Annotated in this window: 21 protein-coding genes and 1 rRNA gene; 21 read left to right on the forward strand and 1 reads right to left on the reverse strand. The window is 67.2% G+C overall.

Annotated elements, in window-relative coordinates:
• Positions 1 to 9: 9 nt before the first annotated feature.
• The 10 genes from rrf to ACI3KU_RS14855 all read left to right on the forward strand — a co-directional run bounded on the left by rrf (position 10) and on the right by ACI3KU_RS14855 (position 10,385).
• Positions 10 to 126: ribosomal RNA gene (rrf, locus tag ACI3KU_RS14810) — 5S ribosomal RNA — on the forward strand.
• Positions 127 to 218: 92 nt separating this feature from the next.
• Entirely contained in the window at positions 219 to 2,609 is a 2,391-nt protein-coding gene (locus ACI3KU_RS14815; RefSeq protein ID WP_404923076.1) for a primosomal protein, read from the forward strand.
• A gap of 2 nt (positions 2,610 to 2,611) precedes the next feature.
• Positions 2,612 to 3,667: an HAD-IIA family hydrolase gene (locus ACI3KU_RS14820; protein ID WP_404923077.1), complete on the forward strand. Its 1,056-nt coding sequence runs from the start codon at positions 2,612 to 2,614 to the stop codon at positions 3,665 to 3,667.
• A gap of 259 nt (positions 3,668 to 3,926) precedes the next feature.
• Positions 3,927 to 4,079: a hypothetical protein gene (locus tag ACI3KU_RS14825; RefSeq protein WP_404923078.1), complete on the forward strand. Its 153-nt coding sequence runs from the start codon at positions 3,927 to 3,929 to the stop codon at positions 4,077 to 4,079.
• Positions 4,079 to 4,870, forward strand: coding sequence for a TlyA family RNA methyltransferase (locus ACI3KU_RS14830; protein ID WP_404923079.1), 792 nt, complete (start codon positions 4,079 to 4,081; stop codon positions 4,868 to 4,870). Before ACI3KU_RS14825 ends, ACI3KU_RS14830 begins: the two co-directional genes overlap by 1 nt.
• Entirely contained in the window at positions 4,867 to 5,823 is a 957-nt protein-coding gene (locus tag ACI3KU_RS14835) for an NAD kinase (RefSeq protein WP_404923080.1), read from the forward strand. Before ACI3KU_RS14830 ends, ACI3KU_RS14835 begins: the two co-directional genes overlap by 4 nt.
• A complete protein-coding gene (gene recN / locus ACI3KU_RS14840; protein WP_404923081.1) occupies positions 5,820 to 7,511 on the forward strand; it encodes a DNA repair protein RecN in 1,692 nt (563 codons plus the stop codon). The genes ACI3KU_RS14835 and recN overlap by 4 nt, the downstream gene beginning before the upstream one ends.
• A 155-nt stretch (positions 7,512 to 7,666) precedes the next feature.
• Positions 7,667 to 8,593 carry a MetQ/NlpA family ABC transporter substrate-binding protein gene (locus tag ACI3KU_RS14845; RefSeq protein ID WP_404923082.1) on the forward strand — a complete coding sequence of 309 codons (927 nt, stop codon included), beginning with the start codon at positions 7,667 to 7,669 and terminating at the stop codon, positions 8,591 to 8,593.
• A gap of 8 nt (positions 8,594 to 8,601) precedes the next feature.
• Complete coding sequence (locus ACI3KU_RS14850) at positions 8,602 to 9,717, forward strand: methionine ABC transporter ATP-binding protein (protein ID WP_404923083.1); 1,116 nt, start codon at positions 8,602 to 8,604, stop codon at positions 9,715 to 9,717.
• Complete coding sequence (locus tag ACI3KU_RS14855) at positions 9,714 to 10,385, forward strand: methionine ABC transporter permease (RefSeq protein WP_404923084.1); 672 nt, start codon at positions 9,714 to 9,716, stop codon at positions 10,383 to 10,385. Before ACI3KU_RS14850 ends, ACI3KU_RS14855 begins: the two co-directional genes overlap by 4 nt.
• Positions 10,386 to 10,405: 20 nt before the next feature.
• On the opposite strand, the gene ACI3KU_RS14860 is transcribed toward ACI3KU_RS14855, so the two are convergent.
• A complete protein-coding gene (locus ACI3KU_RS14860; RefSeq protein ID WP_404923085.1) occupies positions 10,406 to 11,434 on the reverse strand; it encodes a LacI family DNA-binding transcriptional regulator in 1,029 nt (342 codons plus the stop codon).
• A gap of 201 nt (positions 11,435 to 11,635) precedes the next feature.
• Here ACI3KU_RS14860 and ACI3KU_RS14865 point away from each other — a divergent pair, with 201 nt between their 5' ends.
• The 11 genes from ACI3KU_RS14865 (at position 11,636) to ACI3KU_RS14915 (ending at position 24,702) form a co-directional block, all read left to right on the forward strand.
• Entirely contained in the window at positions 11,636 to 13,018 is a 1,383-nt protein-coding gene (locus ACI3KU_RS14865) for an extracellular solute-binding protein (protein WP_404923086.1), read from the forward strand.
• Positions 13,018 to 13,959, forward strand: a complete 942-nt coding sequence (locus ACI3KU_RS14870; protein ID WP_404923087.1) for a carbohydrate ABC transporter permease — start codon at positions 13,018 to 13,020, stop codon at positions 13,957 to 13,959. Before ACI3KU_RS14865 ends, ACI3KU_RS14870 begins: the two co-directional genes overlap by 1 nt.
• A gap of 8 nt (positions 13,960 to 13,967) precedes the next feature.
• Positions 13,968 to 14,801, forward strand: a complete 834-nt coding sequence (locus ACI3KU_RS14875; RefSeq protein WP_404923088.1) for a carbohydrate ABC transporter permease — start codon at positions 13,968 to 13,970, stop codon at positions 14,799 to 14,801.
• 61 nt (positions 14,802 to 14,862) lie between these two features.
• Complete coding sequence (locus ACI3KU_RS14880) at positions 14,863 to 16,374, forward strand: GH32 C-terminal domain-containing protein (RefSeq protein WP_404923089.1); 1,512 nt, start codon at positions 14,863 to 14,865, stop codon at positions 16,372 to 16,374.
• 136 nt (positions 16,375 to 16,510) lie between these two features.
• Positions 16,511 to 17,449: a PfkB family carbohydrate kinase gene (locus ACI3KU_RS14885; RefSeq protein WP_404923090.1), complete on the forward strand. Its 939-nt coding sequence runs from the start codon at positions 16,511 to 16,513 to the stop codon at positions 17,447 to 17,449.
• A 55-nt stretch (positions 17,450 to 17,504) separates the two neighbouring features.
• A complete protein-coding gene (locus ACI3KU_RS14890) occupies positions 17,505 to 19,220 on the forward strand; it encodes a CTP synthase (RefSeq protein WP_404923091.1) in 1,716 nt (571 codons plus the stop codon).
• Positions 19,221 to 19,292: 72 nt separating this feature from the next.
• Positions 19,293 to 19,904: an NUDIX domain-containing protein gene (locus ACI3KU_RS14895; RefSeq protein WP_404923092.1), complete on the forward strand. Its 612-nt coding sequence runs from the start codon at positions 19,293 to 19,295 to the stop codon at positions 19,902 to 19,904.
• Positions 19,905 to 19,908: 4 nt separating this feature from the next.
• Positions 19,909 to 20,811: a site-specific tyrosine recombinase XerD gene (gene xerD / locus ACI3KU_RS14900; protein ID WP_404923093.1), complete on the forward strand. Its 903-nt coding sequence runs from the start codon at positions 19,909 to 19,911 to the stop codon at positions 20,809 to 20,811.
• Positions 20,812 to 21,016: 205 nt separating this feature from the next.
• A complete protein-coding gene (locus ACI3KU_RS14905; protein ID WP_404923094.1) occupies positions 21,017 to 22,534 on the forward strand; it encodes an amino acid permease in 1,518 nt (505 codons plus the stop codon).
• Positions 22,535 to 22,538: 4 nt separating this feature from the next.
• Complete coding sequence (locus ACI3KU_RS14910; protein ID WP_404923095.1) at positions 22,539 to 23,273, forward strand: FadR/GntR family transcriptional regulator; 735 nt, start codon at positions 22,539 to 22,541, stop codon at positions 23,271 to 23,273.
• Positions 23,274 to 23,325: 52 nt separating this feature from the next.
• Entirely contained in the window at positions 23,326 to 24,702 is a 1,377-nt protein-coding gene (locus tag ACI3KU_RS14915; protein WP_404923096.1) for a glutamine synthetase family protein, read from the forward strand.
• Position 24,703 lies beyond the last annotated feature (1 nt).

Raw genomic sequence — 24,703 nt, forward strand, 5'->3', positions numbered from 1 at the left:
CAATAGTGTTTCGGCGGCCATAGCGAGAGGGAAACGCCTGGTTACATTCCGAACCCAGAAGCTAAGCCTCTCAGCGCCGATGGTACTGCAGGGGGGACCCTGTGGGAGAGTAGGACACCGCCGGACTTCTTTCGATCGAAAGGCCCACCCAACGCTGGGTGGGCCTTTCGTGGTTTCGGGGGAGAATGTACCCGAGGAAGGTCAACAGAGGAGCGACGATGGCAGACAACGACGGCCGAAACGACGACAGGCGCGACGAGGGTCGCCGCTCCGATTCCCGACCCCCGCGACGTGATGGTGATGGTCGGTCCCAGGATCGTCCGCAGCGGGATGGTGAGCGTCGGTCGTTTGATCGTCCGCAGCGGGATGGTGAGCGTCGGTCGTTTGACCGTCCCAACCGTGACGGCGAACGCCGGTCCTTCGATCGTCCGCAGCGTGACGGTGAGCGCCGGTCCCAGGATCGTCCGCAGCGTGACGGTGAGCGTCGGTCTTTCGATCGTCCGCAGCGTGACGGTGAGCGTCGGTCTTTCGATCGTCCGCAGCGTGACGGTGAGCGTCGCTCCTTTGACCGTCCGCAGCGTGACGGTGAGCGACGTTCGTTCGATCGTCCCAACCGTGACGGCGAGCGACGTTCGTTCGATCGTCCGCAGCGGGATGGTGAGCGTCGGTCTTTCGATCGCCCGCAGCGGGACGGCGAACGCCGGTCCTTCGATCGCCCGCAGCGTGACGGCGAACGCCGGTCCTTCGATCGCCCGCAGCGTGACGGCGAACGCCGGTCCTTCGACCGTCCGCAGCGTGATGGTGAGCGCCGGTCGTTCGATCGTCCCAACCGTGACGGCGAACGCCGGTCCTTCGATCGCCCGCAGCGTGATGGTGAGCGCCGGTCCTTTGATCGTCCGCAGCGTGATGGTGAGCGTCGCTCCTTTGATCGTCCGCAGCGTGATGGTGAGCGTCGCTCCTTTGATCGTCCGCAGCGTGATGGTGAGCGTCGCTCCTTTGATCGTCCGCAGCGTGATGGTGAGCGTCGCTCCTTTGATCGTCCCCAGCGTGACGGCGAACGTCGGTCGTTCGATCGCCCCCAGCGTGACGGCGAACGTCGGTCGTTCGACCGCGATGGTGAGCGTCGCTCCTACCACCGCAACGAGGATGAGCGCCGGTCGAGCCGCCCGACGCAGGACGACCGCGCCGATCGGCCGCGTGATCCGGAGATCCCCGAGTCGATTGACGCGCGCGACCTTCCAGCCGCGGCACGCAATGAGCTTAAGACCCTGAGCAAGGAGAACGCGGAGGGCGTCGCGCGTCACCTGGTGATGGCGGCGCGCCTCATCGAGGAAGACCCCGCTCTCGCTCACGAGCACGCGCTGGCCGCATCGCGCCGGGCCGGTCGAATCGCCCTCGTTCGCGAGACTCTGGCCATCACCGCGTACGGCATGGGCGACTTCGCTCTGGCCCTGCGCGAGCTGCGTACCTACCGCCGCATTTCCGGCAAAGAGGACCAGATCGCTCTGATCGTTGACAGCGAGCGTGGACTCGGCCGCCCGGAGAAGGGACTGGAGGAGGGCCGCGCCGTGGATCGTGCGTCGCTGCCGACCGACGTCCGCGTGCAGCTGGCCATCGCGATGTCGGGTGCCCGACTTGATCTCGGTCAGACTGCTGCCGCTCTCGGTGAGCTTGATATCCCCGAGCTGGATCCTGACCGCGCCTTCGAGTGGAGCCCCGCGCTCTTCGAAGCACGCGCCGTCGTGCTGGAGGAACTCGGCCTCGAAGATGAAGCCGCACAGTGGCATCAGCGCGCCGCTGTCGCCGAGGTGGCGCTCTCTGACGGGATGAGCGACGAGTTCCTCATCGTCGAGGACACGTTCGACGAGGACGCGTTCGACGAGGATGAGGATGAGGCGTCCGCGGGTGACGTCGCAGGCCCTGAGGGTGAGGCGTCCGAGAGTGACGTCGCGCACGTTGAGGATGAGGCGTCCGCGGGTGACGTCGCGGACTCTGAGGGTGAGGCGTCCGAAGCCGACACCGACACGTCAACTGACGAGGACACGGCAGAAGTGGACCCTGCTCGCGACGTGTCGACGCCGTCGGCTGATGACGCTGATGACGCTGATGACGCTGATGACGCTGTGATTCCTGACGACGCTGACGAGCTTCCGAGCGCACACGACTACTCGGTCGAGGACGAGGTCGCCGACCTGCTCGGCGAGACCGATTCTGAAGCGGCACCGACTGACGCTGAAGCGGCGCCGGCTGACTCTGATGACGCGGATGCCATCGCTGTTCTGCCGGCTGAGAAGCCGAAGAGAGACAAGCCCAAGAAAGAAAAGCCGAAGAAGGACAAGGCAGACAAGAAGGACAAGGCAGACAAGAAGAGCAAGGCTCCTCTGTCTGACGACGTCACTGAAGCGCCGGCCGGAAAGGCGAAGAAGACCAAGAAGGCTGCGGATGTTGACCCGGTCGAAGGCGTCGAGAAGCAGAAGAAGCCGCGTAAGGGCGATGACGAGGCTTCGGACGCGGCCGCGCCGAAGACGCGGGTGAAGGTCGTCGAGGACAAGCCGGCACGCAAGCGGACGGCGAAGCCGACGGACGAATCCACCGACGCCGGGGAGTGATCGTGGGTCTGTTCTCGCGTGGTTCCCGTCCGTCAGTAGCTTCGTCTCCGACACCGCTTGACGGCGTCGACACGATCTTGGCCGACCTCGATGGTGTCGTCTACGCCGGCGCGGGAGCGATTCCCCATGCGGTCGAGAGCATCAATCGCGCTCGTGAATCCGCGCGCGTCGGCTACATCACCAACAACGCGTCGCGCACGGACCGAGCCGTTGCGGAGCACCTGAGCGATCTCGGCCTGCCCACGCGGCCGGACGAGATTGTCACGAGTCCCCAGGCGGCGATGCGCCTGCTGGCAGCGCGTGTCGCGCCGGGGTCGACGATCCTCGTGGTGGGTGGTGACGGGCTGGTGGATGAGCTGCACAAGGCCGGGTTCACAGTGACTCGTAGCGCGGATGACAATCCTGCCGCCGTGGTGCAGGGATTCGCACCCGAGGTCGACTGGAACCAGCTCGCGGAAGCCGCCTATGCTCTGCAGACGCCCGAAGACGAGGGCGGGATTCCGTGGATCGCGACCAATACCGACTGGACCATCCCCAAGGAGCGAGGGATCGCGCCCGGCAACGGCACGCTCGTTTCCGCGGTGCATACCGCCGTCGGACGTCTGTCCACGGTCGCGGGGAAGCCGGAGACGCCGATCTTCGAGGAGGCGCTCGCGCGATTCTCGGCGAAGAAGGCGCTGTTTCTCGGAGATCGCCTTGATACAGACATCCTGGGGGCGAACCGAGCCGGGATCGCGTCGCTGCATGTGCTGACCGGCATCGACCGCCCCAAGCACGTGCTGGCCGCGCCGCCGGATTCGCGCCCGGACTTCATCGTGGCCGACCTGCGTGGACTCTTCGAGCCGTACCCCGAGACCGTCGTGGACGGCGAGCGCGTGAGCGTCGGAGACGCGACCGTCCGTATCGACGGCCCGGATATCGTCATCGAGCGTGCGGGCGAGCAGCTCAACCTGCTGCGCGCGGGCGCGCAGGCGATCTGGCGCAGCGGGCGTGCGATCTTCGGATTCCGCGTCCCGGAGCGGATGTACGCCGACCCGTTCGTGAGCCGTCGGTCCTGACTCGCGGCGAGCGGGCCTTCTGACAGCATCCTCCGGTTGGGGCGCGGGCCCGCTCAGCGACCCGGGGGATTGCACTCAGGTCGTCGCGACGGTCGTTGTTCAGCGGCGGGGCTGGACTCTGCGTCTTCTCGGAGGCGGTTGCCCAGGGCCCGAGGCGCGGGCCTCCGCGATCTCGCGAACACTCGCCTGGGGCCGGGCGAGGAGCTGACACGAGGGGGATCTTCGTGCCCGTATCGGGGGTGGCGCGTATTGTGGAGTCGTGACCGACTTCACCTCTGATCCGGGACTCGTGAGCCGCCTGCGCGTCATCGAAGCGCAGCCCTTGGCCGCACGGGCGGAGGCGTATGTCGGGGTGCACGACGAGCTGACACGGCGCTTGGACTCCGGCGTTCCGCGGGCAGAGTCCGCCTGATGGCGCGTCTCGATGCCGCACTCACCACCCGTGGGCTTGCCCGTTCGCGGTCCCACGCGGCGCGCCTCATCGCCGACGGTCTGGTCACCGTCGACGGCATCACGATCGTGAAGTCCGCTGCCGCTGTCGCCGATGACGCGGTGCTCGCGGTGGCGGGAGCCGACCACTACGTCAGTCGGGCCGCGCACAAGCTGATCGCAGCGCTGGACGGCTTCGGGATCGATCCCCGCGGTCGTGTTGCGCTGGACATGGGAGCCTCCACCGGAGGCTTCACGCAGGTGCTGCGCGAACGCGGTGCGGAGCCGGTGCTCGCCGTTGACGTCGGCCACGACCAGCTGGCTGCCGAGATCGCCGCCGACGCCGGGGTCCGCAGCGTCGAGGGATTCAACGTCCGCCACATGACAGCGGAGAACTTGGCCGGTGCCACGGGCGTCACCGTTCCTCCCCAGGTGGTCACGGGAGACCTTTCGTTCATCTCTCTCGAGCATGTGATTCCGGCGGCCGCCGCTGTTGCGGCGTCGGACGCCGATGTCGTGCTGCTGGTCAAGCCGCAGTTCGAGGTCGGACGCACCGCGGTGAAGGGTGGTCTGGTGACGAGCCCGGGATTGCGGGCTGAGGCCATCTCATCAGTGCTATGGAGCGCCTGGGATGCCGGGCTCGGCACCCTCGGCATTCTCCCCAGCCCCATCCTCGGCACCCACGGTAACGCGGAGTTCCTGATACATCTGCGGCGTGAGGGTGCCAACCCTACAGATTTCCGTGATCGAGTCCTGGAGGTGACCGGCGCATGACCGACGAACGCTTCATCCTCGTCGTTGCCCACGCACGACGTGACGACACGGTTGCCGCAGCGATGCGAGTGATCGATTCGCTCACGGCGGCCGGGGCGATTCCGGTGATGTCTCCGGACGACCGCAACGACCTCGCCGACGCCATGCCCGATCCGAGCGTGCTCGATCGAGTACGCATGCTCGGCGAAGAGCTGAGCACCGCGGACCTGGAACTCGCCATCGTCCTCGGCGGTGACGGCACGATCCTCCGGGCCGCGGAGCTGGTCCGTGGCAGTGCGGCACCGGTACTGGGTATCAACATGGGCCACGTCGGCTTCCTCGCGGAGAGCGAGCGAGACGATATGGACGAGGCCGTCCGACGGGTGATCGCTCGGGACTACACCGTCGAAGAGCGCATGGCGGTGGATATCCGCGTCAAGAACGCCCAGGGCGACGTCGTGTACTCCACCTTCGCTCTCAACGACGCCTCCATCGAGAAGGGCAGTCGAGAGCGCATGCTCGAGGTGGTGCTGGAGGTCGACGGGCGTCCGCTCACCAGCTTCGGGTGCGACGGCATGGTGGTATCGACCCCCACCGGCTCGACCGCCTACAACTTCTCGGCCGGAGGGCCGGTGATCTGGCCGACAGTCCAGGCGATCAGCGTGGTGCCGCTGTCGGCTCACGCTCTCTTCGCCCGTCCGATCGTGGTGGATCCGTCGTCGTCCGTGGCCATCGAGGTGATGAGTCGCACCAACGGCAGCGGCGTGCTCTGGGCCGACGGACGTCGCTCTCACGAGCTGCCGCCCGGTGCTCGCGTCGTCGTCCGACGCTCGGCGGTTCCCGTTCGTCTCGCCCGCCTGCACGAGGCCAAGTTCACGGACCGGCTGGTGCGCAAGTTCCGCCTGCCGGTTGACGGCTGGCGCGGGCCGGACCCGACGACCGACGTGCTGCCGATCCAGGGAGGATCCGCATGATCGAGGAGATGCGCATGCGAGACCTCGGAGTCATCTCCGAGGCGACCCTGCCGATCGGCCCGGGTTTCACGGCGATCACCGGCGAGACCGGTGCCGGCAAGACGATGGTGGTCACCGGCCTCGGGCTGCTGCTCGGCGCCCGTGCCGATTCCGGTGCCGTACGCGCGGGTGCAGACTCGGCGGTCGTCGCCGGGGTCTGGGTGGTGCCCGAATCGGGTGCGGTCGCGGATCGCGTGGCTGACGCCGGAGGAGAGGTCGAACCGATCGGCGACGGAACCGCTGAGCTCTATGTCTCTCGCACGCTGACGGCCGAAGGACGAAGTCGAGCGAGCGTCGGAGGGCGCAGCGCCCCGGCGGGCGTGCTCGCGGACCTTGCCGACGAGCTGGTGGTGGTGCACGGTCAGTCCGAGCAGCTTCGGCTGCGCTCCGCGGCTGCGCAGCGAGACGCGCTGGATCGGTTCGCAGGGGAACCCGTGGCGACAGCACTTGCCGAGTATCGGCGGGTGTACGACGAGTTCCTCGCGGCCGACGCTGAGCTCACCGAGCTGACAACGCGGCGTGACGAGCGTCAGGCCGAAGCCGCCCAACTGCGGGAGGCGATCGCTGCGGTTGAGAGCATCGCCCCCGAGCCGGGCGAAGACGCCGAGCTGGCGGCGAAGTCGGAGCGGCTGAGTAACGCCGAGGAGCTGCGCGTTGCGGCGAGTTCGGCTCGCGAGTCTCTCTCCAGCGAGGAAGACACGGCGGACGTGTCCGGACTCATCGCCGACGCGCGGCGTGCTCTGGAGCGGGTCACCGATCCGGTGCTGACCGCGCTGACCGAACAACTGTCGGATATCGGCTACCGAGCCGTCGACATCGCCGCCCAGCTCTCCGGTTACCTGGCCGACCTCGACGAGACCGGCCCGCACGAACTCGAAGCGGTGGAAGAGCGCCGTGCGTTGCTCGCCGGCCTCGTGCGCCAGCATGGATCGTTGGCCGCCGCGGTGACACTGCTGGAAACCGGCTCCGCGCGGCTGATGGAGCTGGACGACGACGGCGACCGCGTGGAACGACTGGGCGCGCGTATCGAGGAGCTGCGTGCTCAGCTGGACGCGGCCGCGGCAGAGCTCACCGCGCGTCGTACGCAAGCCGCGGGACGGCTGGGCGCGGCGGTCACCGAGGAGCTTCACGCTCTCGCGATGCCCGATGCCACGCTCACCGTCAGCGTGGGCGTCGGCAACGCGTCACACTTCGGTCGAGATGATGTGGCGCTTCTGCTCGCCCCACACCCGGGCGCATCGCCGCGATCGGTGGCGAAGAGCGCGTCCGGAGGTGAGCTCAGCCGCGTGATGCTCGCGATCGAGGTGGTCATCGCCGGAACCGATCCGGTGCCGACGTTCGTGTTCGACGAGGTCGACGCCGGCATCGGCGGTGCCGCGGCCATCGAAGTCGGGCGGCGGCTGGCGACCCTGGCACGCACCAGTCAGGTGATTGCCGTCACCCACCTTGCGCAGGTCGCCGCGTTCGCCAACAACCACCTCAGCGTGGTCAAGAGCAACGATGGGTCCGTGACAGCGTCGAGCGTGCGCCAGCTCAGCGGTGAGGATCGCGAGGCGGAGATGGCGCGACTGCTGTCCGGCCTCGCCGACTCGGACGCCGCACTGACACACGCGCGCGAGCTGCTGTCGCTCGCAGAGCCGCGCGGCTGACAACGGAACGTCCGAGGTGCTCGCGACCCCTCCCGGAACCGGCGCTGTCAAAATCTCGTGACGTTTCGTGTAGTTGCGTGACGTCATGAGAACTTCCGTGGCGAGGTGTTGCGGGCGCAGATGACGTGGCAAAGCCGGGGCTGTTTCATGGACCCATGACCAAGATCTCCCTCGCCAAACGAGTCACCTCCATCCTCGGACTCGCGACGGCCGCTCTCATGGTGAGCGGGCTCGTCGGCTGCTCGAGCGATGCCGGTGCCACGACCGATGGCTCCACCACCGCGGCCAAGCAGGACACCATCGTGCTGGGCGCTGACGACGGCAACGAGCCGCACTGGCAGATCCTGAAGGACAGGCTGGCCGATGAGGGCATCGACCTCGAGGTGAAGACGATCACCGACGGCGTGCAGCTCAACCAGGGCGTCAAGGACGGCTCGCTCGACATCAACCTGTTCCAGCACCTCATCTTCCTCGCCCAGTTCAACGTCGACAACGACGCCGACCTGGTACCCGTCGGTGCCACGGCGGTCTACCCACTCGGCCTCTACTCGACCGAGTTCGACGCCGTTGACAAGCTGCCAGCGGATGCGGTCGTCGCTGTTCCGAACAACCCGACCAATCTCGCGCGCGCCCTCCTCAATCTGCAGAAGGCCGGGCTGCTCACGCTCAAGGACGGCGGCAACGCGCTGTCCACGCCGGCGGACATCATCGATTCCAAGGTGAAGGTCACCCCGGTGGACGCCAACCAGACGGTGACGGCTCTCAAGGACGGCAGCGCCGTCGCCGCCGTCGTCAACAACGTGCAGGCGCAACGCGGTGGCCTGACCGACGGCGACATCATCTTCAAGGAAGATATCAACGACCCGCAGCTCGCGCCCTACATCAACGCATTCGTCACCCGCGCCGAGCTGGCTGACGACCCGCGCTGGGCCAAGCTGATCGAGGCGTACCACAGCCCCGAGGTGGAGGAGGCCGTATCCAAGCTCAACGACGGCAACCTCGTCTTCAAGGCTGACTGGACCCAGGCGAAGCTCACGGAGGTGCTGACCGGACTTGAGTCGGACATCTCCGCGGCGAAGTAGGGCGGCCGGTGGCTCGCAGCAAGACCGCGTCCGCGGTGGAGGATTCCTCCACCGCGGACTTCGCGGTCGTTTTCGACAGTGTCGGCAAAGAGTTCCCCGCGCGACGCAGCCGTGGCGCGATCAGTGCCGTGGACGGTGTGTCCCTGCGGGTGCCCACCGGGCGCATCGTGGGCGTGATCGGCTACTCGGGTGCGGGGAAGTCCACGCTCGTTCGCATGATCAACGGACTGGAGAAGCCCACGTCCGGAACGGTGTCGACGCTCGGCGTCAACGTGGGCGCGGCCGATGAGGCGGCGCTGCGGGCGCTGCGCGGCCGGATCGGCATGGTGTTCCAGCAGTTCAACCTGTTCTCCTCCCGCACGGTGCGCGGCAACATCGCGTACCCGCTGAAGGTGGCTGGGTGGTCGAAGGATCGGGTCGCCGCGCGGGTCGACGAGCTTCTCGACTTCGTCGGCCTCGCCGACAAGGCGGACCAGTTCCCCCGCCGGCTGTCGGGCGGGCAGAAGCAGCGCGTGGGCATCGCCCGGGCGCTCGCGACGAACCCCGACATCCTGCTGGCCGACGAGGCCACCAGCGCGCTGGATCCGCAGACCACGCGCGACATCCTCGACCTTCTGGCCCGCGCCAACCGTGAGCTGGGGATCACGATCGTCGTGATCACCCACCAGATCAGCGTGGTGCACGAACTCTGCGACGAGGTCATCGTGATGGAGCAGGGGCGCATCGTCGACGAAGGGGACACGTATCGTGTGTTCGCGCACCCGACGGCGTCTCTCACCTCTCGATTCGTGTCCGACGCCACCCAGGGCGTTCCGCGCGGAGATGTGCTCGAGGCGCTCAGCCGTGGCGGTGGCGCGCTGCTCAGCGTGGACGTCAACGAGTTCACCAGCGAGGACGTGGAGACGGTGTTCGCGCGGCACGGCGTGCGTGGTGTCGTCGTGTTCGGCGGCGTGACCGATGTCCGCGGCCGGCAGCTCGGAACTCTCACCTACCGTGTGATCGCAGCCGAGGACGCCGTGACGGCCGTCGTGGCGGACCTTGCCGCGCAGACGCGCGTGGCGCGTCCTGATCGGCAGCGCGACGCCTGGACGGGCGCCGATACCGCAGAGGAGGCCGCATCATGATCGCTCCCGCCGCGGACTGGGACGTCATCGGTCCCGTGCTCGGACAGTCGGTCGTCGAGACCGTCTGGATGACGGCCGTCACCCTGCTCATCGGTGGTGTGGCCGGCCTGGTGCTGGGCGCGGCGCTGTACGCGACCCGCCGGGGCAACCTGTTCGAGAACGCGATCGTGTTCGGCGTGCTGAACGTGCTCGTGAACATCATCCGACCGATCCCGTTCATCATCTTCCTCACCGCCGTCGGCCCGCTCACGAAGGTCGTCGCGGGCACCACGCTCGGCACCACCGCGGCGATCGTGCCGATGACGATCATGGCCACGGTGGTGATCGCGCGGGTGGTGGAGCAGAACCTCGTGAGCGTCGACCCCGGCATCGTCGAGGCGGCACGGGCGTCCGGTGCACGACGGCTCGCGGTGCTCTTCGGCGTCGTCATCCCGGAGGCACTCGCGCAGCTGGTGCTCGGCTACGTGTTCATGTTCGTCGCGGTCGTCGACATGTCGGCGATGGCGGGGTACATCGGTGGCGGCGGCCTCGGCAACTTCGCCATCATCTACGGCTACCAGCAGTTCGACCCGGCAGCCACCTGGGTCACCGTGGCGATCATCGTCGTGATCGTGCAGGTCGGACAGCTGTTCGGCAACTGGCTGGCCGGGCGAATCGTCCGCCGCTGACACGGGCGTGCCCCGGGGGATCACTCCCGCGGGGCACGCACCGAATCACGCACGATCAGCGGCATCGCGATGCGCTCGTGCGAGAGCTCGCGCTCGCCCAGCAGCATCTCCACACCGCGCCGAGCCATCTCCTCGTACGGCAGGCGCGCTGTCGTGAGCCCCGGGCGCTGGAACTCGGCCAGCTCCTCGTCATCGAAGGAGATCACCGAGATGTCCGAGCCGACGAGGAGCCTGCGCTCGCTCATCGCCTGATAGACGCCGAACGTGACGTTGTCGTTTCCCGCGATGATCGCCGTGACGTCTGGGTGGGCATCGAGGAGCTCGTGGGTCTTGTCGTAGCCGACGTCGGGTCGCCACCCGTCCACGTCGAGGCGGATGATCTGCGCCGACGACGCGTCCAGAACGCTGTCCAACCCCTCGAAACGTTCGCCGATGGTGGCGGAGAGCCGAAGGTCGCCGGCGATATGGGGGAGCGGGCCGATGACGCCGATTCTTCGATGACCGCGAGCGATCACGTGTTCGGCGACCTGCACACCGGCGGCGCGCTCATCGGGCAGGATGTTCGGATGATCGGTGCTGGAGCGGCCGTTGACCACCACGACGGGAACCTCGTGCGGCACCTTCGGGACATCGATCTGCCGCGCTGCCATCAGTCCGATGAGGAGGCCGTCGACCCGCCGATCGGTCATCTCCTGGATGACCTGCGCGAGCTCCTCCGTGCCTCCCGTCTCGGCGATGAGGACGGTCTGGTCCCGTTCCTTCGCGGCGGCCAGGACGCCGCGGATCATCCCCGACGCGTATCGGGTGATGGTCACCTGGTCTGAGATGAACCCGAGCGTGCGGGTCTTGCCCAGTCGCAGGCTCTGCGCTGCGGGGTTGGGTCGGTAGCCGAGTTCCGCCGCGGCGGCGCGCACCTTCTCGGCGGTCTCCGCGGAGAGCCGCGTGCCAGGCCGATCGTTGAGGATCATGCTCACGGCGGCCTTCGACATCCCGGAGCGCGCTGCCACATCAGCGAGCGTGGGACGACGCGCGGGCGGAAGTGCGGTCACGGCGTTCCCCTCGGTTCGTCAGGCGCGGTCTTGTCCCACGATAGCGACCCTCGTCGGGCAGCACGGGCGACACGGTGCTGAATTAATTCAGCGATCCGGTTGCGCTACGGACGTCGATGTTGTTAGCATCACGTGCTGAATCAATTCAGCACCGCCGATTCCGGCGGTCATTCTCACTTCAGCACGAGGAGACACGACGACGTGGTTGACATCTCACGCAGGGCGATGCTCGGCGTTCTGGGACTGGGGCTGGTGGGCACGGCGATCTCCTGGCCGCGCCTGACGGGTCTGGACATCCCGGGCCGAGGCGATGATGCACTGACCGTGGCGCTGCTGGGCACCGCCCAGGACGCGGCCGCACGGCAGAGTCTGGTCGAGGGCTTCCAGCGCAAGCACCCCGACATCCCGGTGCGCATCGTCGCGATCCAGGGAACGGATTGGGGCGACTACTTCGCGAAGATCCTCACGATGGTCGCGGCGGGCACGTCGCCGGACGTCGTTACGGTGGCCACCGAAGGCGCGCAGCTGTTCGCCTCGCGCATGGCGCACCCGCTCGACGACTACGTGCGTCGCGATGCGAGCGAGATGCAGGAGTACTTCGATGACGTTCATCCGTCGTTGATCGAGGCGTTCCTGTACCGCGGCAGCCTCTTCCAGCTGCCCGACAACTTCAACGCCGCCAACGTGTACTACAGCACCAAGGCACTCCAGCGCGCGGGACTCGAGCGCCCGGCGGACAACTGGAGCGTGGACGACTTCTTCACCGTGGCGCGCGCGATGCGCCAATCGGGACAGGGATCCTTCCTGCCGTACTTCTGGAACAACCGCCTCTGGGGAGGCGTGGTGCCGTGGCTCTACATCAACGAGACGAGCATCGTCAGCGAGGAGAAGGCCCCCGGCGGCGAGTGGTTCTGGAAGCAGTTCTACCCGAAGGAGACTCCGCGCGGCGGCGGCTACCTCTGGGAGAACGCCGATGCCCTGAACGAGCGCACTGTGGAGAGCTTCGAGGTGCTGCAGCGCATGGTGTCGGAGGGGATCGCGGCCAACCCGGCCCAGGGCGGCGGCAATGAGCTCGTCTCGCTGTTCTCCACCGGTGCCGTGGGCATGACTCCCGCGGGCGGGTTCTGGGTGAAGGGCCTCAAGGAGGCCGGGTTCGCCAACGACGACTACGACGTGTCGTTCTTCCCTCGCATGCGCGGCCAGCGCCATCAGTTCGGCGCCGCAGGCTACGCGATCATGGAGACCTCCCGTCGCAAGGACGAGGCCTGGGAATGGCTCAAGTACTGCGTCTCCGTGGAGGGGATGACCATCGCGCACCCCCAACCCGACTCGTCCCTGACGCGCCGTTCGCTGAACGATGCGCTCTACGGTGCGGGCACCGGTCCCGCGCACTGGAAGGTCTTCTACGACACTCTCGACCGCTTCCCGACGACAGGACCGATCCCGGCGCCGCCACAGCAGGCCGCCGTCGAGCAGGCGCTCATCAAGAACGTCGTGGCCACCATCACCAACGGCACCTCCGGTGTCCGCCGCGGGCTGTCGACCATGCAGCGTGACCTCGAACTCGCCCTGAAGGGACGCTGATGTCCACCACAGTCTCCACCGCCACCTCCGCCATCGCCGCCGGTGCCGTGCGCCCCGCGGGCACGCATCGGCGTGGCACGCGGTCGCTGATCGCTCTGTTCCTGGCTCCGACCGTGATCGGGCTGGGGCTGTTCAGCTTCCTGCCGATCCTCGCCTCCGTGGTGCTCGCCTTCTTCCGCTGGGACATCATCACGGCACCGGAGTTCGTCGGCATCGACAACTTCGTCAACGCTGCGACGAACCCGACCATCCGGGTGTCCTTCCTCAACACGATCGGATTCGTGATCGTGGCCGTCGTCCTGCAGCTCGGTGTGGCCCTGCTGCTCGCCGTGCTCGTACAGGCACGGATGCCGCGATGGCTGAGCACGTTCTTCCGGTCCACCCTGTTCTTCCCGCTGATCCTCTCTGCCGCGTCCGTCTCGCTGGTGATGTCGTACCTGTTCAACCAGGAGTTCGGCCTCGTCAACCAGGTCCTCGGGCTGCTCGGCGTCGGCAAGGTCGGGTGGCTCACCACCGGCATCGGCGCCAAGACGGTGGTGCTGCTCGTGTACGTGTGGCAGAACTTCGGGTTCACCTTCCTGCTCTTCCTCGGCGGCCTCGCCGCGGTGCCCCGCGAAGTGTACGAGGCATCCTCGATCGACGGCGCGCGCGGCTGGTCCCAGTTCCGCCACATCACGCTTCCGCTGATCAGCCCGACGATGCTCGTGGCCACCGTGATGGCGATCATCAACGCCCTGCAGATCTTCGATCAGCCCTACGTGCTCGTGCGCGGCGGCCCCGGCGACGAGACCAGGACCGCAGTCATGGTGATCTACGAATCGGCGTTCCGGCAGCTCGACTTCGGTGGTGCCTCCGCGATCGGCATCGCTCTGACGCTGCTGATCATGCTCGTCACGGGCATCCAGTTCCAGCTCAGCAAGCGTTTCGTCTTCTACGGATGAGGTCGACCATGTCCACTCCCGCACTCCGCTCCCGGGTGAGCATCCCCGCGCTCGGTCGCGTCGGCACCTTCGTCGTGCTGATCGTGGCGGCGGCGCTCACCCTCGCCCCCGTCGTGTGGACGCTGATCACAGCGCTCACCCCGACCGACGCCGTCATGCACACCACCTCCGTCGGATTTGCCGCCTTCGGCGACGTCTTCACGAAGATCCCCGTCTGGCTCTATGTCTGGAACAGTGCGCTGGTCACCGGATTGATCGCCGCAGGGCAGATGATCAGCGCCGCGATGGCCGGCTACGTCTTCGCCCGCTACGAGTTCCGCGGCAAGAAGGTGCTGTTCGGCATGATCCTCGCGACCATGATGGTGCCCCTCCAGGTGATCATCGTCCCGGTCTTCATGCTGGTACGCGGCATGGGCCTGGCCGACACACTGCTGGCGCTCGTCATCCCGGCCCTTCCCACCGCCTTCGGCACCTTCCTGATGCGGCAGTACTTCCTCGGGCTGCCGGATGAGCTGGGAGAGGCCGCCGAACTGGATGGCGCCGGCCCCTGGCGCACGTTCTTCCGGATCTATCTGCCGCTGTCCACACCGGGGCTGGCGATCGTCGGCATCCTCGCCTTCAACTACCACTGGAACGAGTTCTTCCGACCACTGATCATGACGATCAGCGAACAGAACTTCACCCTCCCGCTCGGCTTGGTGACGCTGCAGGGCAACCTCGGCACCGGAAGCGTGTCCACGGTCCTCGCCGGCGTCGTGATCTCGATGATCCCCGCGCTGATCGTGTTCGTGTTCGGCCAGAAGCCACTGCGCGAGGGTCTCACCGCCGGCGCCGGAAAGTGACCCCGCCGACGCCGGAAGCGACCAGCTTGCCGCACCACCCGACCTCCCCAGACGAGAGATGATGACTCCCGAAACCTGCTCGATGCATTTCCGCCCGGCCCGCAACTGGATGAACGACCCCAACGGGCTGATCCGACACGACGACCGATATCACCTGTTCTACCAGTACAACCCGCACGGTCCCACGCATGGCTATCTGAGCTGGGGGCATGCGTCCAGCGTCGATCTGGTGAGCTGGACGGAGCACCCGGTCGCGATCGAGTACACGCCGACGGACGAGATCTTCTCCGGGTCAGCGGTGCTCGACGCGCAGAACACGAGCGGCCTGGGAGTCGCGGGTGCGGCGCCGTTGGTGGCCGTGTACACGCTCGCCGCGCGGACGGGGGAGCGGCAGACCCAGGGCATCGCCTCCAGCACGGACGGCGGCCACACCTGGGCGCCCTACCCCGGTAACCCGGTGCTGGATCGGGGGTCTGCGCACTTCCGAGACCCGAAGGTGTTCCGCTATCAGGGCGCCGATGACGCGTACTGGGTGATGGTCGCCGTTGAGGCCGTGGAGCGCCGCGTGGTGCTGTACCGGTCGGACGATCTGATCACGTGGGACTACCTGTCAGATTACGGTCCGCGCGGCGCCACCGAGGGCGTCTGGGAGTGTCCCGACCTGTTCCCGCTCGCTGTCGACGGTGATCCTGATGACGTGCGCTGGGTGCTGCTGATCAGCATCAACCCCGGAGGGATCGCGGGCGGATCGGGGACCCAGTACGTCATCGGTCACTTCGATGGCGTGCGCTTCGTTCCCGACGATGCGCCTCCGCGGCGCCCAGCCGGAGCGGTGGCCACCCGCGCTGAGCTCGCCGAACTGGACTGGCTGGATCACGGCAGGGACTGCTACGCGGGCGTCACCTTCTCCGGGCTGCCCGACGACGAGCGCACCCTCATCGCCTGGATGAGCAACTGGGAGTATGCGGGCGGGCTCGCCGTCGACGACGAAGCACCGCGCCGCGGTGCGATGACGCTCGCGCGCCGTCTGTCCCTGGTGCGTCGTCAGGGGCGCGTCCTCGTTCGGCAGCAGCCGGTCGCGCCCGCGACCGACCCTGGTTCGGCGCTCTCGGACACCTCCCTCACGTCGGACGCACCGTTGCAGACGGAGCTGCCCGCGCGCTGCCGCGTGGAGGTGCTGGCAGAGCTCCCGCCCGATGGCCACCTTCGTCTGGACCTGGGGGGTTCCGCCCTGGTCGAGGTGGACGCCGCGGCCGGTGAACTGCGGCTGGACCGACGCCCGAGAGCGGGTGCGATGCCCGACGGGTTCGCGAGTGTGGAGTCCGTCGGGATCACGACGACCGGGATCGTCCGTCTGGAGATCTGGCTCGATCACGATTCCGCGGAGATCTTCGCGGACGACGGAACCCGCGTGATCACGGATCTGCTCGCCGAACGTGGACGGACGCTCGTCGTCTCGGCCAGGGGCGACGAAGTCCTCATCCGACGGCTGAGCGTCGATGCGGTGCGGGTCGACGACACGCGCTACACCGCATGGCATGATGCGGGGGTAGCGTCGATGAGGGGCGCGTGACGGCCGGACTCCCGCTCACGGACACCGTGCGCTTCCACGCCCTACCGATCCGCACTGTGCCTACCGATCGACACTGTGCCTACCGATCCACACTGTGCCCACCGATTCACACTTTGCCCACCGATGAGGAGCACCCATGACTGCGGACACCCCCGCCACCGGCGGCCACGATGCGCAGCCGACGATCGCCGTGATCGGCGAGGCACTGGTCGACATCGTGGCGGGCGTCGCACATCCCGGCGGCTCACCGATGAACGTGGCCGTCGGGCTTGCACGGCTCGGGGAGCCTACGATCCTGCATACGCTGATCGGTGCCGACGAGCACGGCGAGCTGATTCGCGCGCACCTCACGGCGGCGGGCGTCGCGCTCGGGGCTGAATCGGTGGGTGGGTCACGCACGTGGTCGGCGTGGGCCACCTTGGACGACGCGGGAAGCGCCACCTACGACTTCGACCTCGACGGGCACATCCCGGTGCCCGAGCTGCAGGGACTGCGGCTCGTGCACACGGGCTCGATCGGAGCGCTGCGCGACGGGGAGGCAGACCGGGTGCGCACAGCTTTCGCCGGGGCCGACGGCGAGACGATGCTGAGTTTCGATCCGAACATCCGCGCGGCGGTCATGGGGGAGCAGGCGCGTGAGCGCACCTTCGCCCTCGCCGCCTCCTGCCAGGTGGTGAAGCTCAGCGACGAGGACGCGCAGTGGCTGCGTCCCGACGCGCCGCTGGAGGACGTGCTCGCCGAATTCGCCGCTGCGGGCGTGCGCTTCGCCGTGATCACCCGCGGCGCGCGGGGCTGCATCGCGCGCGTCGATGACGTGGTGCATCATCGTGCCGCGCGGGCGACGACCGTGGCCGACACGATCGGTGCCGGTGATGCGTTCATGTCGGGACTGCTGTTCGGGCTGTTGCGTGATCGCACCGATCGCGCCCTCGTCACCGGCGCGCCGATCACGGCGGACGCGGTGGCCGCAGCGCTGGATTGCGCCCTCGCCTCGGCGGCGATCACGGTGTCGCGTACCGGGGCGAACCCGCCGAGCGCGGCAGAACTCACCGCCGCGCTCGACGCGCGCAACTGAGCCGCGAATCGGATTCTCAGCCGAAAGGTCCAAACCGCTGATAGGGTGGAAGTCCGTGACGGATAACAACGCGGCGAACTCTTCCTCCCCGGCGACCTCTTCTGAGAAGGTCACCAAACACATCTTCGTGACCGGGGGCGTCGTCTCCAGTCTCGGCAAGGGCCTCACAGCCGCCAGCCTCGGCAACCTCCTCACGGCGCGCGGACTGCACGTCGTGATGCAGAAGCTCGATCCCTACCTGAACGTCGACCCGGGAACGATGAACCCGTTCCAGCACGGCGAGGTGTTCGTGACGGATGACGGTGCCGAGACCGACCTGGACATCGGCCACTACGAGCGCTTCCTGGACATCGAGCTGAGCCAGGCTGCCAACGTCACCACCGGTCAGATCTACTCGCAGGTGATCGCCAAGGAGCGGCGCGGCGAGTACCTCGGCGACACCGTGCAGGTGATCCCGCACATCACCGATGAGATCAAGCGCCGTATGCGTCTGCAGGCCTCGAACGACCCGCAGCCCGACGTCATCATCACGGAGATCGGCGGCACGGTGGGCGATATCGAGTCGCAGCCGTTCATCGAGTCGGCCCGCCAGATCCGTCACGAGCTGGGCCGCAAGAACGTCTTCTTCGTGCACGTGTCGCTGGTGCCGTTCATGGGGGCCTCGGGCGAGCAGAAGACCAAGCCCACGCAGCACTCCGTCGCAGCCCTGCGCTCCATCGGCATCCAGCCGGACGCCCTGGTGCTGCGTTCGGACCGCCCCGTCACCGAGTCGAACAAGCGCAAGATCGCGCTGATGTGTGACGTCGACGAGGATGCTGTCGTCAACGCCACCGACGTGCCGAGCATCTACGACATCCCCAGCATGCTCAACGAGCAGGGACTGGATCAGTACATCGTGGACGCCTTCGGGCTCGACGATCGCGCCACCGACGTGGACTGGACTCGCTGGAACAAGGTTCTCGGTGCGGTGCACAACCCGAAGCACGAGGTGACGATCGGTCTGGTCGGCAAGTACATCGACCTGCCCGACGCGTACCTGTCCGTCACCGAAGCGCTCCGCGCCGGCGGTTTCGCGCAGGAGACCCACGTGAAGATCGAGTGGATCGCCTCGGACACCTGCACCACTCCCGAGGGGGCAGCAAAAGCGCTCGCACACCTGGACGGCGTGATCGTGCCGGGTGGATTCGGCATCCGCGGCATCGAGGGCAAGCTCGGCGCGCTGCGCTTCACGCGCGAGCAGGGGATTCCCACGCTCGGCATCTGCCTGGGCCTGCAGTGCATGGTCATCGAATACGCCCGCAACCAGGCGGGAATCGAAGGCGCATCGTCCACCGAGTTCGACCCCGACACCACGGCACCGGTGATCGCGACGATGGAGGAGCAGATCGATATCATCGCCGCCGGCGACCTCGGCGGCACGATGCGACTGGGCCTGTACCCCGCGGCTCTGACCGAGGGGTCCATCGCCGCGGAGGTCTACGGCAGCACGACGGCGCAGGAGCGCCACCGTCACCGCTACGAGGTCAACAACTCCTACCGCGACCAGCTGTCCGAGGCGGGCCTGGTGTTCTCCGGACTCAACCCGGAGCTTGACCTGGTCGAGTTCGTCGAGCTGCCCCGCGAGGTGCATCCGTACTACATCGCCACCCAGGCACACCCGGAACTGCGCTCGCGTCCCACCGACGCCCACCCGCTGTTTCGCGGCCTGATCGGCGCGGCGCTGGAGCGCCACCACAGCTCGGAGCTGTTCGCCGTCGAGAATGGCGAGTGACGGCGATCACCGCGTGATTGCGGCCGGGCCGATCGGCCCGGCCGCAATTCGTCACCCGCGGAAAGGGAACATATGACTCACATCGACGCTTCGACCCCCGGACCCGCCACCGACCTGTTGCGCGATGAGCCCGTGGCTCGCGGCGATGGAATCGAACGACACACCGCTTTCCACGGGCGCGTCTGGGACGTGGTCACGGAGAGGTTCGCCTACGGCGATGAGACGCTGACGCGTGACTTCGTGCACCACCCGGGAGCGGCCGCTGTCGTAGCGCTCGACGACGCGGATCGGATGGTCCTCATCCAGCAGTACCGTCACCCGATCCGCTCGCGCGACTGGGAGATCCCGGCGGGGCTGCTCGACGTGCCGGGTGAGGACACGCAAGCGGCCGCCGCGCGTGAACTCGCCGAAGAGGCCGACCTGCAGGCCGACCGCTGGCAGCTGCTCGGATCCATCCACACGACTCCGGGTGGCAACGACGAGATCATCCACATCTACCTCGCTCGCGGGCTCTCCAGCGTGCGGACCGACTTCGTTCGCGAGGGTGAGGAGGCAGACATGCGTCGTGAGTGGGTGGCGTTGAGCGACGTGGTGGACGGGGTGCTGGCCGGACGCTTCCAGAACGGGATCCTCGCGTTCGGCGCGCTCGCGGCCGCCGAGGTTCTGCGACGCGGCGGCGCCTGAGCCCATGCGCATCGAGCGCGCGGTGGACCAGTACCTCCGCCACGTCACGATCGAACGCGGTCTCGCCGAACATACGGTGGCCGCGTATCGCCGTGATCTCAGCGCATACGCGCAGTGGCTCACCAGTGCGGGGGTGGCGGACACTTCGGCCATCACACCCGTGATCGTGGCGGAGTTCGCCGCGCAGCGGGCCAGCCTTGATCCGCCGCCCGCCGCCACGAGCCTCGCCCGCCTGCAGTCCTCCGTGCGGGGGCTGCATCGCTTCCTCGTGCGTGAGGGAATCGACACGGACGATCCCACCGGGCGTCTCCGACCGCCGAAACCGCCGCGACGGCTCCCGAAAGCCTTGACGATCACCCAGGTCGAGGCCCTGCTGAACGCCCCGCCGTCGGATGATCCGATCGGGCTTCGGGACCGTGCATTGCTCGAGCTGATGTACGCCACCGGCGCTCGCGTGTCCGAGGCGATCGGGCTGGATGTCGACGATCTCGCGTACGGCGACGTCATCCGCCTCCGCGGCAAGGGTTCCAAGGAGCGCATTGTGCCGATGGGATCGTACGCGCGTGCCGCGGTGGATGCCTACCTCACCCGCGTGCGTCCCGCACTCGCGATGCGGGGGAGCGCGACGCCCAAGCTGTTCCTCGGCTCCCGGGGCGCGCCGCTGTCGAGGCAGAGCGCGTGGTTGGTGATCCAGTCCGCGGCCGAACGCGCGCAGCTCAGCGCCCATGTCTCCCCGCACACCCTGCGCCACTCCTTCGCCACGCACCTGCTGCAGGGCGGAGCCGATGTCCGCGTCGTTCAGGAGCTGCTGGGTCACGCATCGGTCACGACGACGCAGATCTACACGCACGTGTCGGTGGACGCGCTTCTAGACGTCTACACGCTGGCCCACCCGCGCGCCCGCTGAGCTGGTGGCGGATGAGAATCGCACCGTTGATGCGCGTCAGCGGTGCGATCACCATCTGCCCCGACGTTTCGGGCGTGTGAAAAGTTCTATCGGTCTGAAGTCAGGCCATTGACTTTCAGCGCCCGCGGGCACCACAATCGCTCAACTGTTTCTTTCTGTGAATCCGATGGGAAGTGCGATGAGTGAAAAATCGTCAAAGACGCCCGTGAATCACGTGGACGATGATGCGGCGGCCCTCGCCGAACTCGGCTACAAACAAGAGCTCCACCGAGGAATGTCCGGCTTCTCCAACTTTGCCGTGTCGTTCTCGATCATCTCGATCCTCGCGGGGTGCATCACCTCGTTCAACATCGCGTTGAAGTCCGGCGGACCGACGGCCATCACGATCGGATGGCCGCTCGTCGGCATCTTCGTGCTGTGTGTCGCCCTCGCGATGGCAGAGGTCTGTTCGAAGTACCCGACCGCCGGCGGCCTCTACTTCTGGGCCGGCCGCCTCGCGAAGAAGAACAAGCGCCAGTGGGCCTGGTTCGTCGGCTGGTTCAATTTCCTCGGCGAAGTCGCCGTCACCGCAGCCATCGACTACGGCGCGGCAGCCACGATGATGGCGTTCGCCAACCTCATGTGGGGTGTCGAGGTGACCACGTTCAACACGTTCGGCCTCTTCGTGGTGCTCATCGTTATCCACGGTCTGCTGAACACCTTCGGGGTCAATCTGGTCAGCCTGCTGTCCACGGTTTCGGCCTGGTGGCACATCGTGGGGGTCGTGATCATCGTCGCGGTGCTGTGGATCATGCCCGCGCAGCATCAGGATGTGGCGTGGACGTTCACCACCTGGCACAACGAGACAGGCTGGACCTTCGGACCGTATGTCTTCCTCATGGGTCTGCTGATGGCGCAGTACACCTACACCGGATACGACGCCTCGGCGCACGTGGCCGAGGAGACCAAGAACGCTTCCATCGCCGCTCCCCGCGGCATCGTGATGAGCGTGCTGATCTCGATCATCGGCGGCTGGATCCTGCTCTACACGATCGTCGCGGCGATCCCGGACGGCAGCGAAGAGGGCCTCGCGGCGATCGTGGGCACGTCGCTGGGCTCCGGGCCCGCGCAGATCTTCATCGACGCGCTCAACAACCCGGACGTCGCGAAGTTCCTGCTGTTCATCGTGTGCGGTGCCCAGTTCTTCTGCGGTATGGCATCCGTCACGGCCAACTCCCGCATGAGCTACGCGTTCTCACGCGACAACGCGATCCCGGGCTCACGGATCTGGGCGCAGGTCAACAAGCGCACCGGAACCCCGACGAACTCGATCTGGCTGTGCGTCGTGCTGTCCGTGATCCTCACGATCCCGGCACTGTTCAGCTACACGGCATACGCGGCGGTCACCTCGGTGGCGGTCATCGGTCTGTACATCGCGTACGTCACGCCCGTGCTGCTGCGTCGCCTCGACACGTCGTGGAAGCCGGGGCCGTGGAACCTGGGCCGGTGGAGCGCCGTGATCGGCTGGATCGCGGTGGTGTGGGTGGTCTTCATCGTCATCCTGTTCGTCCTCCCGCCGGTGGCCGAGATCACGATCGACACGTTCAACTACGCGCCGATCGCCGTCGCGGTGGTCGCGATTCTCGCGGTCGTCCTGTGGATCGCCTACGGCAAGCGCACCTTCATGTCGCATGAGGAGGCCGAGCACCTCACGAAGAAGTCCGACCTCCTGCTGGAGGAGTGAGAACGTGAACACCAGGACGGAGGATTCCTCGCCCCTCATCGATCTCGTGCTGCGCCCGGTGCGCTCGCAGATGACCTTCGAGTCGTGCGTCGAACAGCTCGGATCCGCGATCCAGTTGGGGATCCTCCGTCCCGGTGATCGCCTGCCGTCCGAACGCGACCTGGCAGCGCGGCTCGATGTGTCTCGCGCCACCCTGCGCGAGGCGATCAGCGCCCTGCGGGCCGCCGGACTCGTCTCCACGAGCCGGGGACGCGGCGGCGGCACCGTGGTGGAGAGTCGCCCCAAGCCCGCGGCGCCGGATGCGCTCAGCCGAGCGGAACTGGAGGCCGAGCTCACCGACGTGATCGTGCTGCGCTGCGTCGTGGAGCCGGGCGCTGCTGCCGCGGGGGCCTCGCGGGATCTGTCGGCTCCGGAACGCGAGTTGCTGCTGCGCAGCCTGGCCGACGTCGAGCAGACCCACGAACCCGCCGGCTACCGGCAGGCGGACGCCCGGCTGCACCTCGCGATCGCCGCGGCCTCCGGCTCTCCCACCCTCGCCGCCTCCTGCGGCGAGACCCTGATCCGGGTGCATCGGCTGCTCGCGCGGATCCCGTTCCTGCAGCCGAACATCCACCACTCCGACGAGCAGCATCGCGCCGTGGTTCACGCGATTCTGGACCGCGATCCCGACACGGCGAGTGCCGTGATGCGCGAACACTGCGATGCCACCGCCGCGCTGCTGCGCGGTCTCGTCACCTGATCCCTCGTCCCCAGAACATCCCTCACATCACGCTAGATCCGAGGTTCTCTTCATGACAAGCGCAACCCGCAACGACCGAATGCTCACCGCCGAGCAGCTCCGCTCCGCCATCGCCGACGGCGCGATCGATACGGTCCTGCTCGCCTTTACTGACATGCAGGGCCGCCTGCAGGGCAAGTTCATCCATGGCGATTTCTTCGTCGAGAGTGTGCTCGGGCACGGGACGGAGGGCTGCAACTACCTGCTCACGGTGGACGTGGAGATGAACACGGTCGACGGCTACGAGCTCACCAGCTGGGAGAAGGGGTACGGCGACATGATGTTCGTGCTGGACCTGGACACCATCCGGCTGCTGCCCAACCGCGAGGGCACCGCGATGATCCAGTGCGACCTCACGCTGGCCGACGGCAGCCCCGTCGAGGTGTCGCCGCGTCAGATCCTGCGTCGTCAGATCGAACGCGCCGCGAAGCTGGGCTTCACGGCATTCGCCGGCACGGAGCTGGAGTTCGTGATGTTCCGGACCTCCTTTGAGGAGGGCTGGAACAACGGCTATCGCGATCTGGTGCCGATGAACCAGTACAACGTGGACTACTCGGTGCTGGGCTCGCTGCTCGTCGAGCCGCTGCTGCGTGAGATCCGTCGGGTCAGCTACGCCGCGGGGATGACGGTGGAGTCGGCTAAGGGGGAGTGCAACCTCGGTCAACACGAGATCGCCTTCAAGTACGCCGAGGTCATGACCACCGCCGACAATCACTCGGTGTACAAGACCATCGCGAAGGATGTCGTGCGTTCCGCGGGCGGGTCGATCACCTTCATGGCCAAGCCCAACCAGCGCGAGGGAAACTCGTGCCACATCCACATGTCGCTGAGGGGCGCGGATGACGGCGCTCTGGTGTTCTGGGATGCCGAGAATCACAGGCGCACGAAGCTGTACGACCACTTCATCGCCGGTGTTCTGGCGACCATGCGGGAGTTCACTCTGCTGTACGCACCCAACATCAACTCCTACAAGCGCTTCGCTCTCGGCTCCTTCGCACCGACGGCCATCGCCTGGGGCATGGACAACCGCACGTGCGCGGTTCGGCTTGTCGGTGAGGGCGTGAGCGCTCGCATGGAGAACCGCCTGCCAGGCGGCGACGTGAACCCCTACCTCGCCCTCGCCGCGATGCTCGCCGGCGGTCTGCACGGCATCGAGCACGAGCTGGAGCTGGAGCCGGAGCTCGTGGGCAACGCGTACTCCTCCGATGCGCCGGTGGTGCCGAAGACGCTCGCCGAGGCCCGGCAGGAGTGGACCGGATCGCCACTGGCCGCGGAGGCGTTCGGCGAGGAGGTCGTTCGCCATTACACGAATTACGCTGACGTGGAGATCGCCGCCTTCGATGCGGCGGTCACCGACTGGGAACTCCGTCGCGGTTTCGAAAGGCTCTGAA

The sequence above is a fragment of the Microbacterium sp. ZW T5_56 genome, assembly GCF_044987425.1.
Lineage (GTDB): Bacteria > Actinomycetota > Actinomycetes > Actinomycetales > Microbacteriaceae > Microbacterium.

Excerpts from the sequence above, each read along its gene's own strand:
- ACI3KU_RS14815 (WP_404923076.1), top strand. The coding sequence starts at position 219 with ATGGCAGACAACGACGGCCGAAACGACGACAGGCGCGACGAGGGTCGC.
- ACI3KU_RS14830 (WP_404923079.1), top strand. The coding sequence starts at position 4,079 with ATGGCGCGTCTCGATGCCGCACTCACCACCCGTGGGCTTGCCCGTTCG.
- ACI3KU_RS14835 (WP_404923080.1), top strand. The coding sequence starts at position 4,867 with ATGACCGACGAACGCTTCATCCTCGTCGTTGCCCACGCACGACGTGAC.
- recN (WP_404923081.1), top strand. The coding sequence starts at position 5,820 with ATGATCGAGGAGATGCGCATGCGAGACCTCGGAGTCATCTCCGAGGCG.
- ACI3KU_RS14845 (WP_404923082.1), top strand. The coding sequence starts at position 7,667 with ATGACCAAGATCTCCCTCGCCAAACGAGTCACCTCCATCCTCGGACTC.
- ACI3KU_RS14855 (WP_404923084.1), top strand. The coding sequence starts at position 9,714 with ATGATCGCTCCCGCCGCGGACTGGGACGTCATCGGTCCCGTGCTCGGA.
- ACI3KU_RS14870 (WP_404923087.1), top strand. The coding sequence starts at position 13,018 with ATGTCCACCACAGTCTCCACCGCCACCTCCGCCATCGCCGCCGGTGCC.
- ACI3KU_RS14875 (WP_404923088.1), top strand. The coding sequence starts at position 13,968 with ATGTCCACTCCCGCACTCCGCTCCCGGGTGAGCATCCCCGCGCTCGGT.
- ACI3KU_RS14880 (WP_404923089.1), top strand. The coding sequence starts at position 14,863 with ATGACTCCCGAAACCTGCTCGATGCATTTCCGCCCGGCCCGCAACTGG.
- ACI3KU_RS14885 (WP_404923090.1), top strand. The coding sequence starts at position 16,511 with ATGACTGCGGACACCCCCGCCACCGGCGGCCACGATGCGCAGCCGACG.
- ACI3KU_RS14895 (WP_404923092.1), top strand. The coding sequence starts at position 19,293 with ATGACTCACATCGACGCTTCGACCCCCGGACCCGCCACCGACCTGTTG.
- xerD (WP_404923093.1), top strand. The coding sequence starts at position 19,909 with ATGCGCATCGAGCGCGCGGTGGACCAGTACCTCCGCCACGTCACGATC.
- ACI3KU_RS14915 (WP_404923096.1), top strand. The coding sequence starts at position 23,326 with ATGACAAGCGCAACCCGCAACGACCGAATGCTCACCGCCGAGCAGCTC.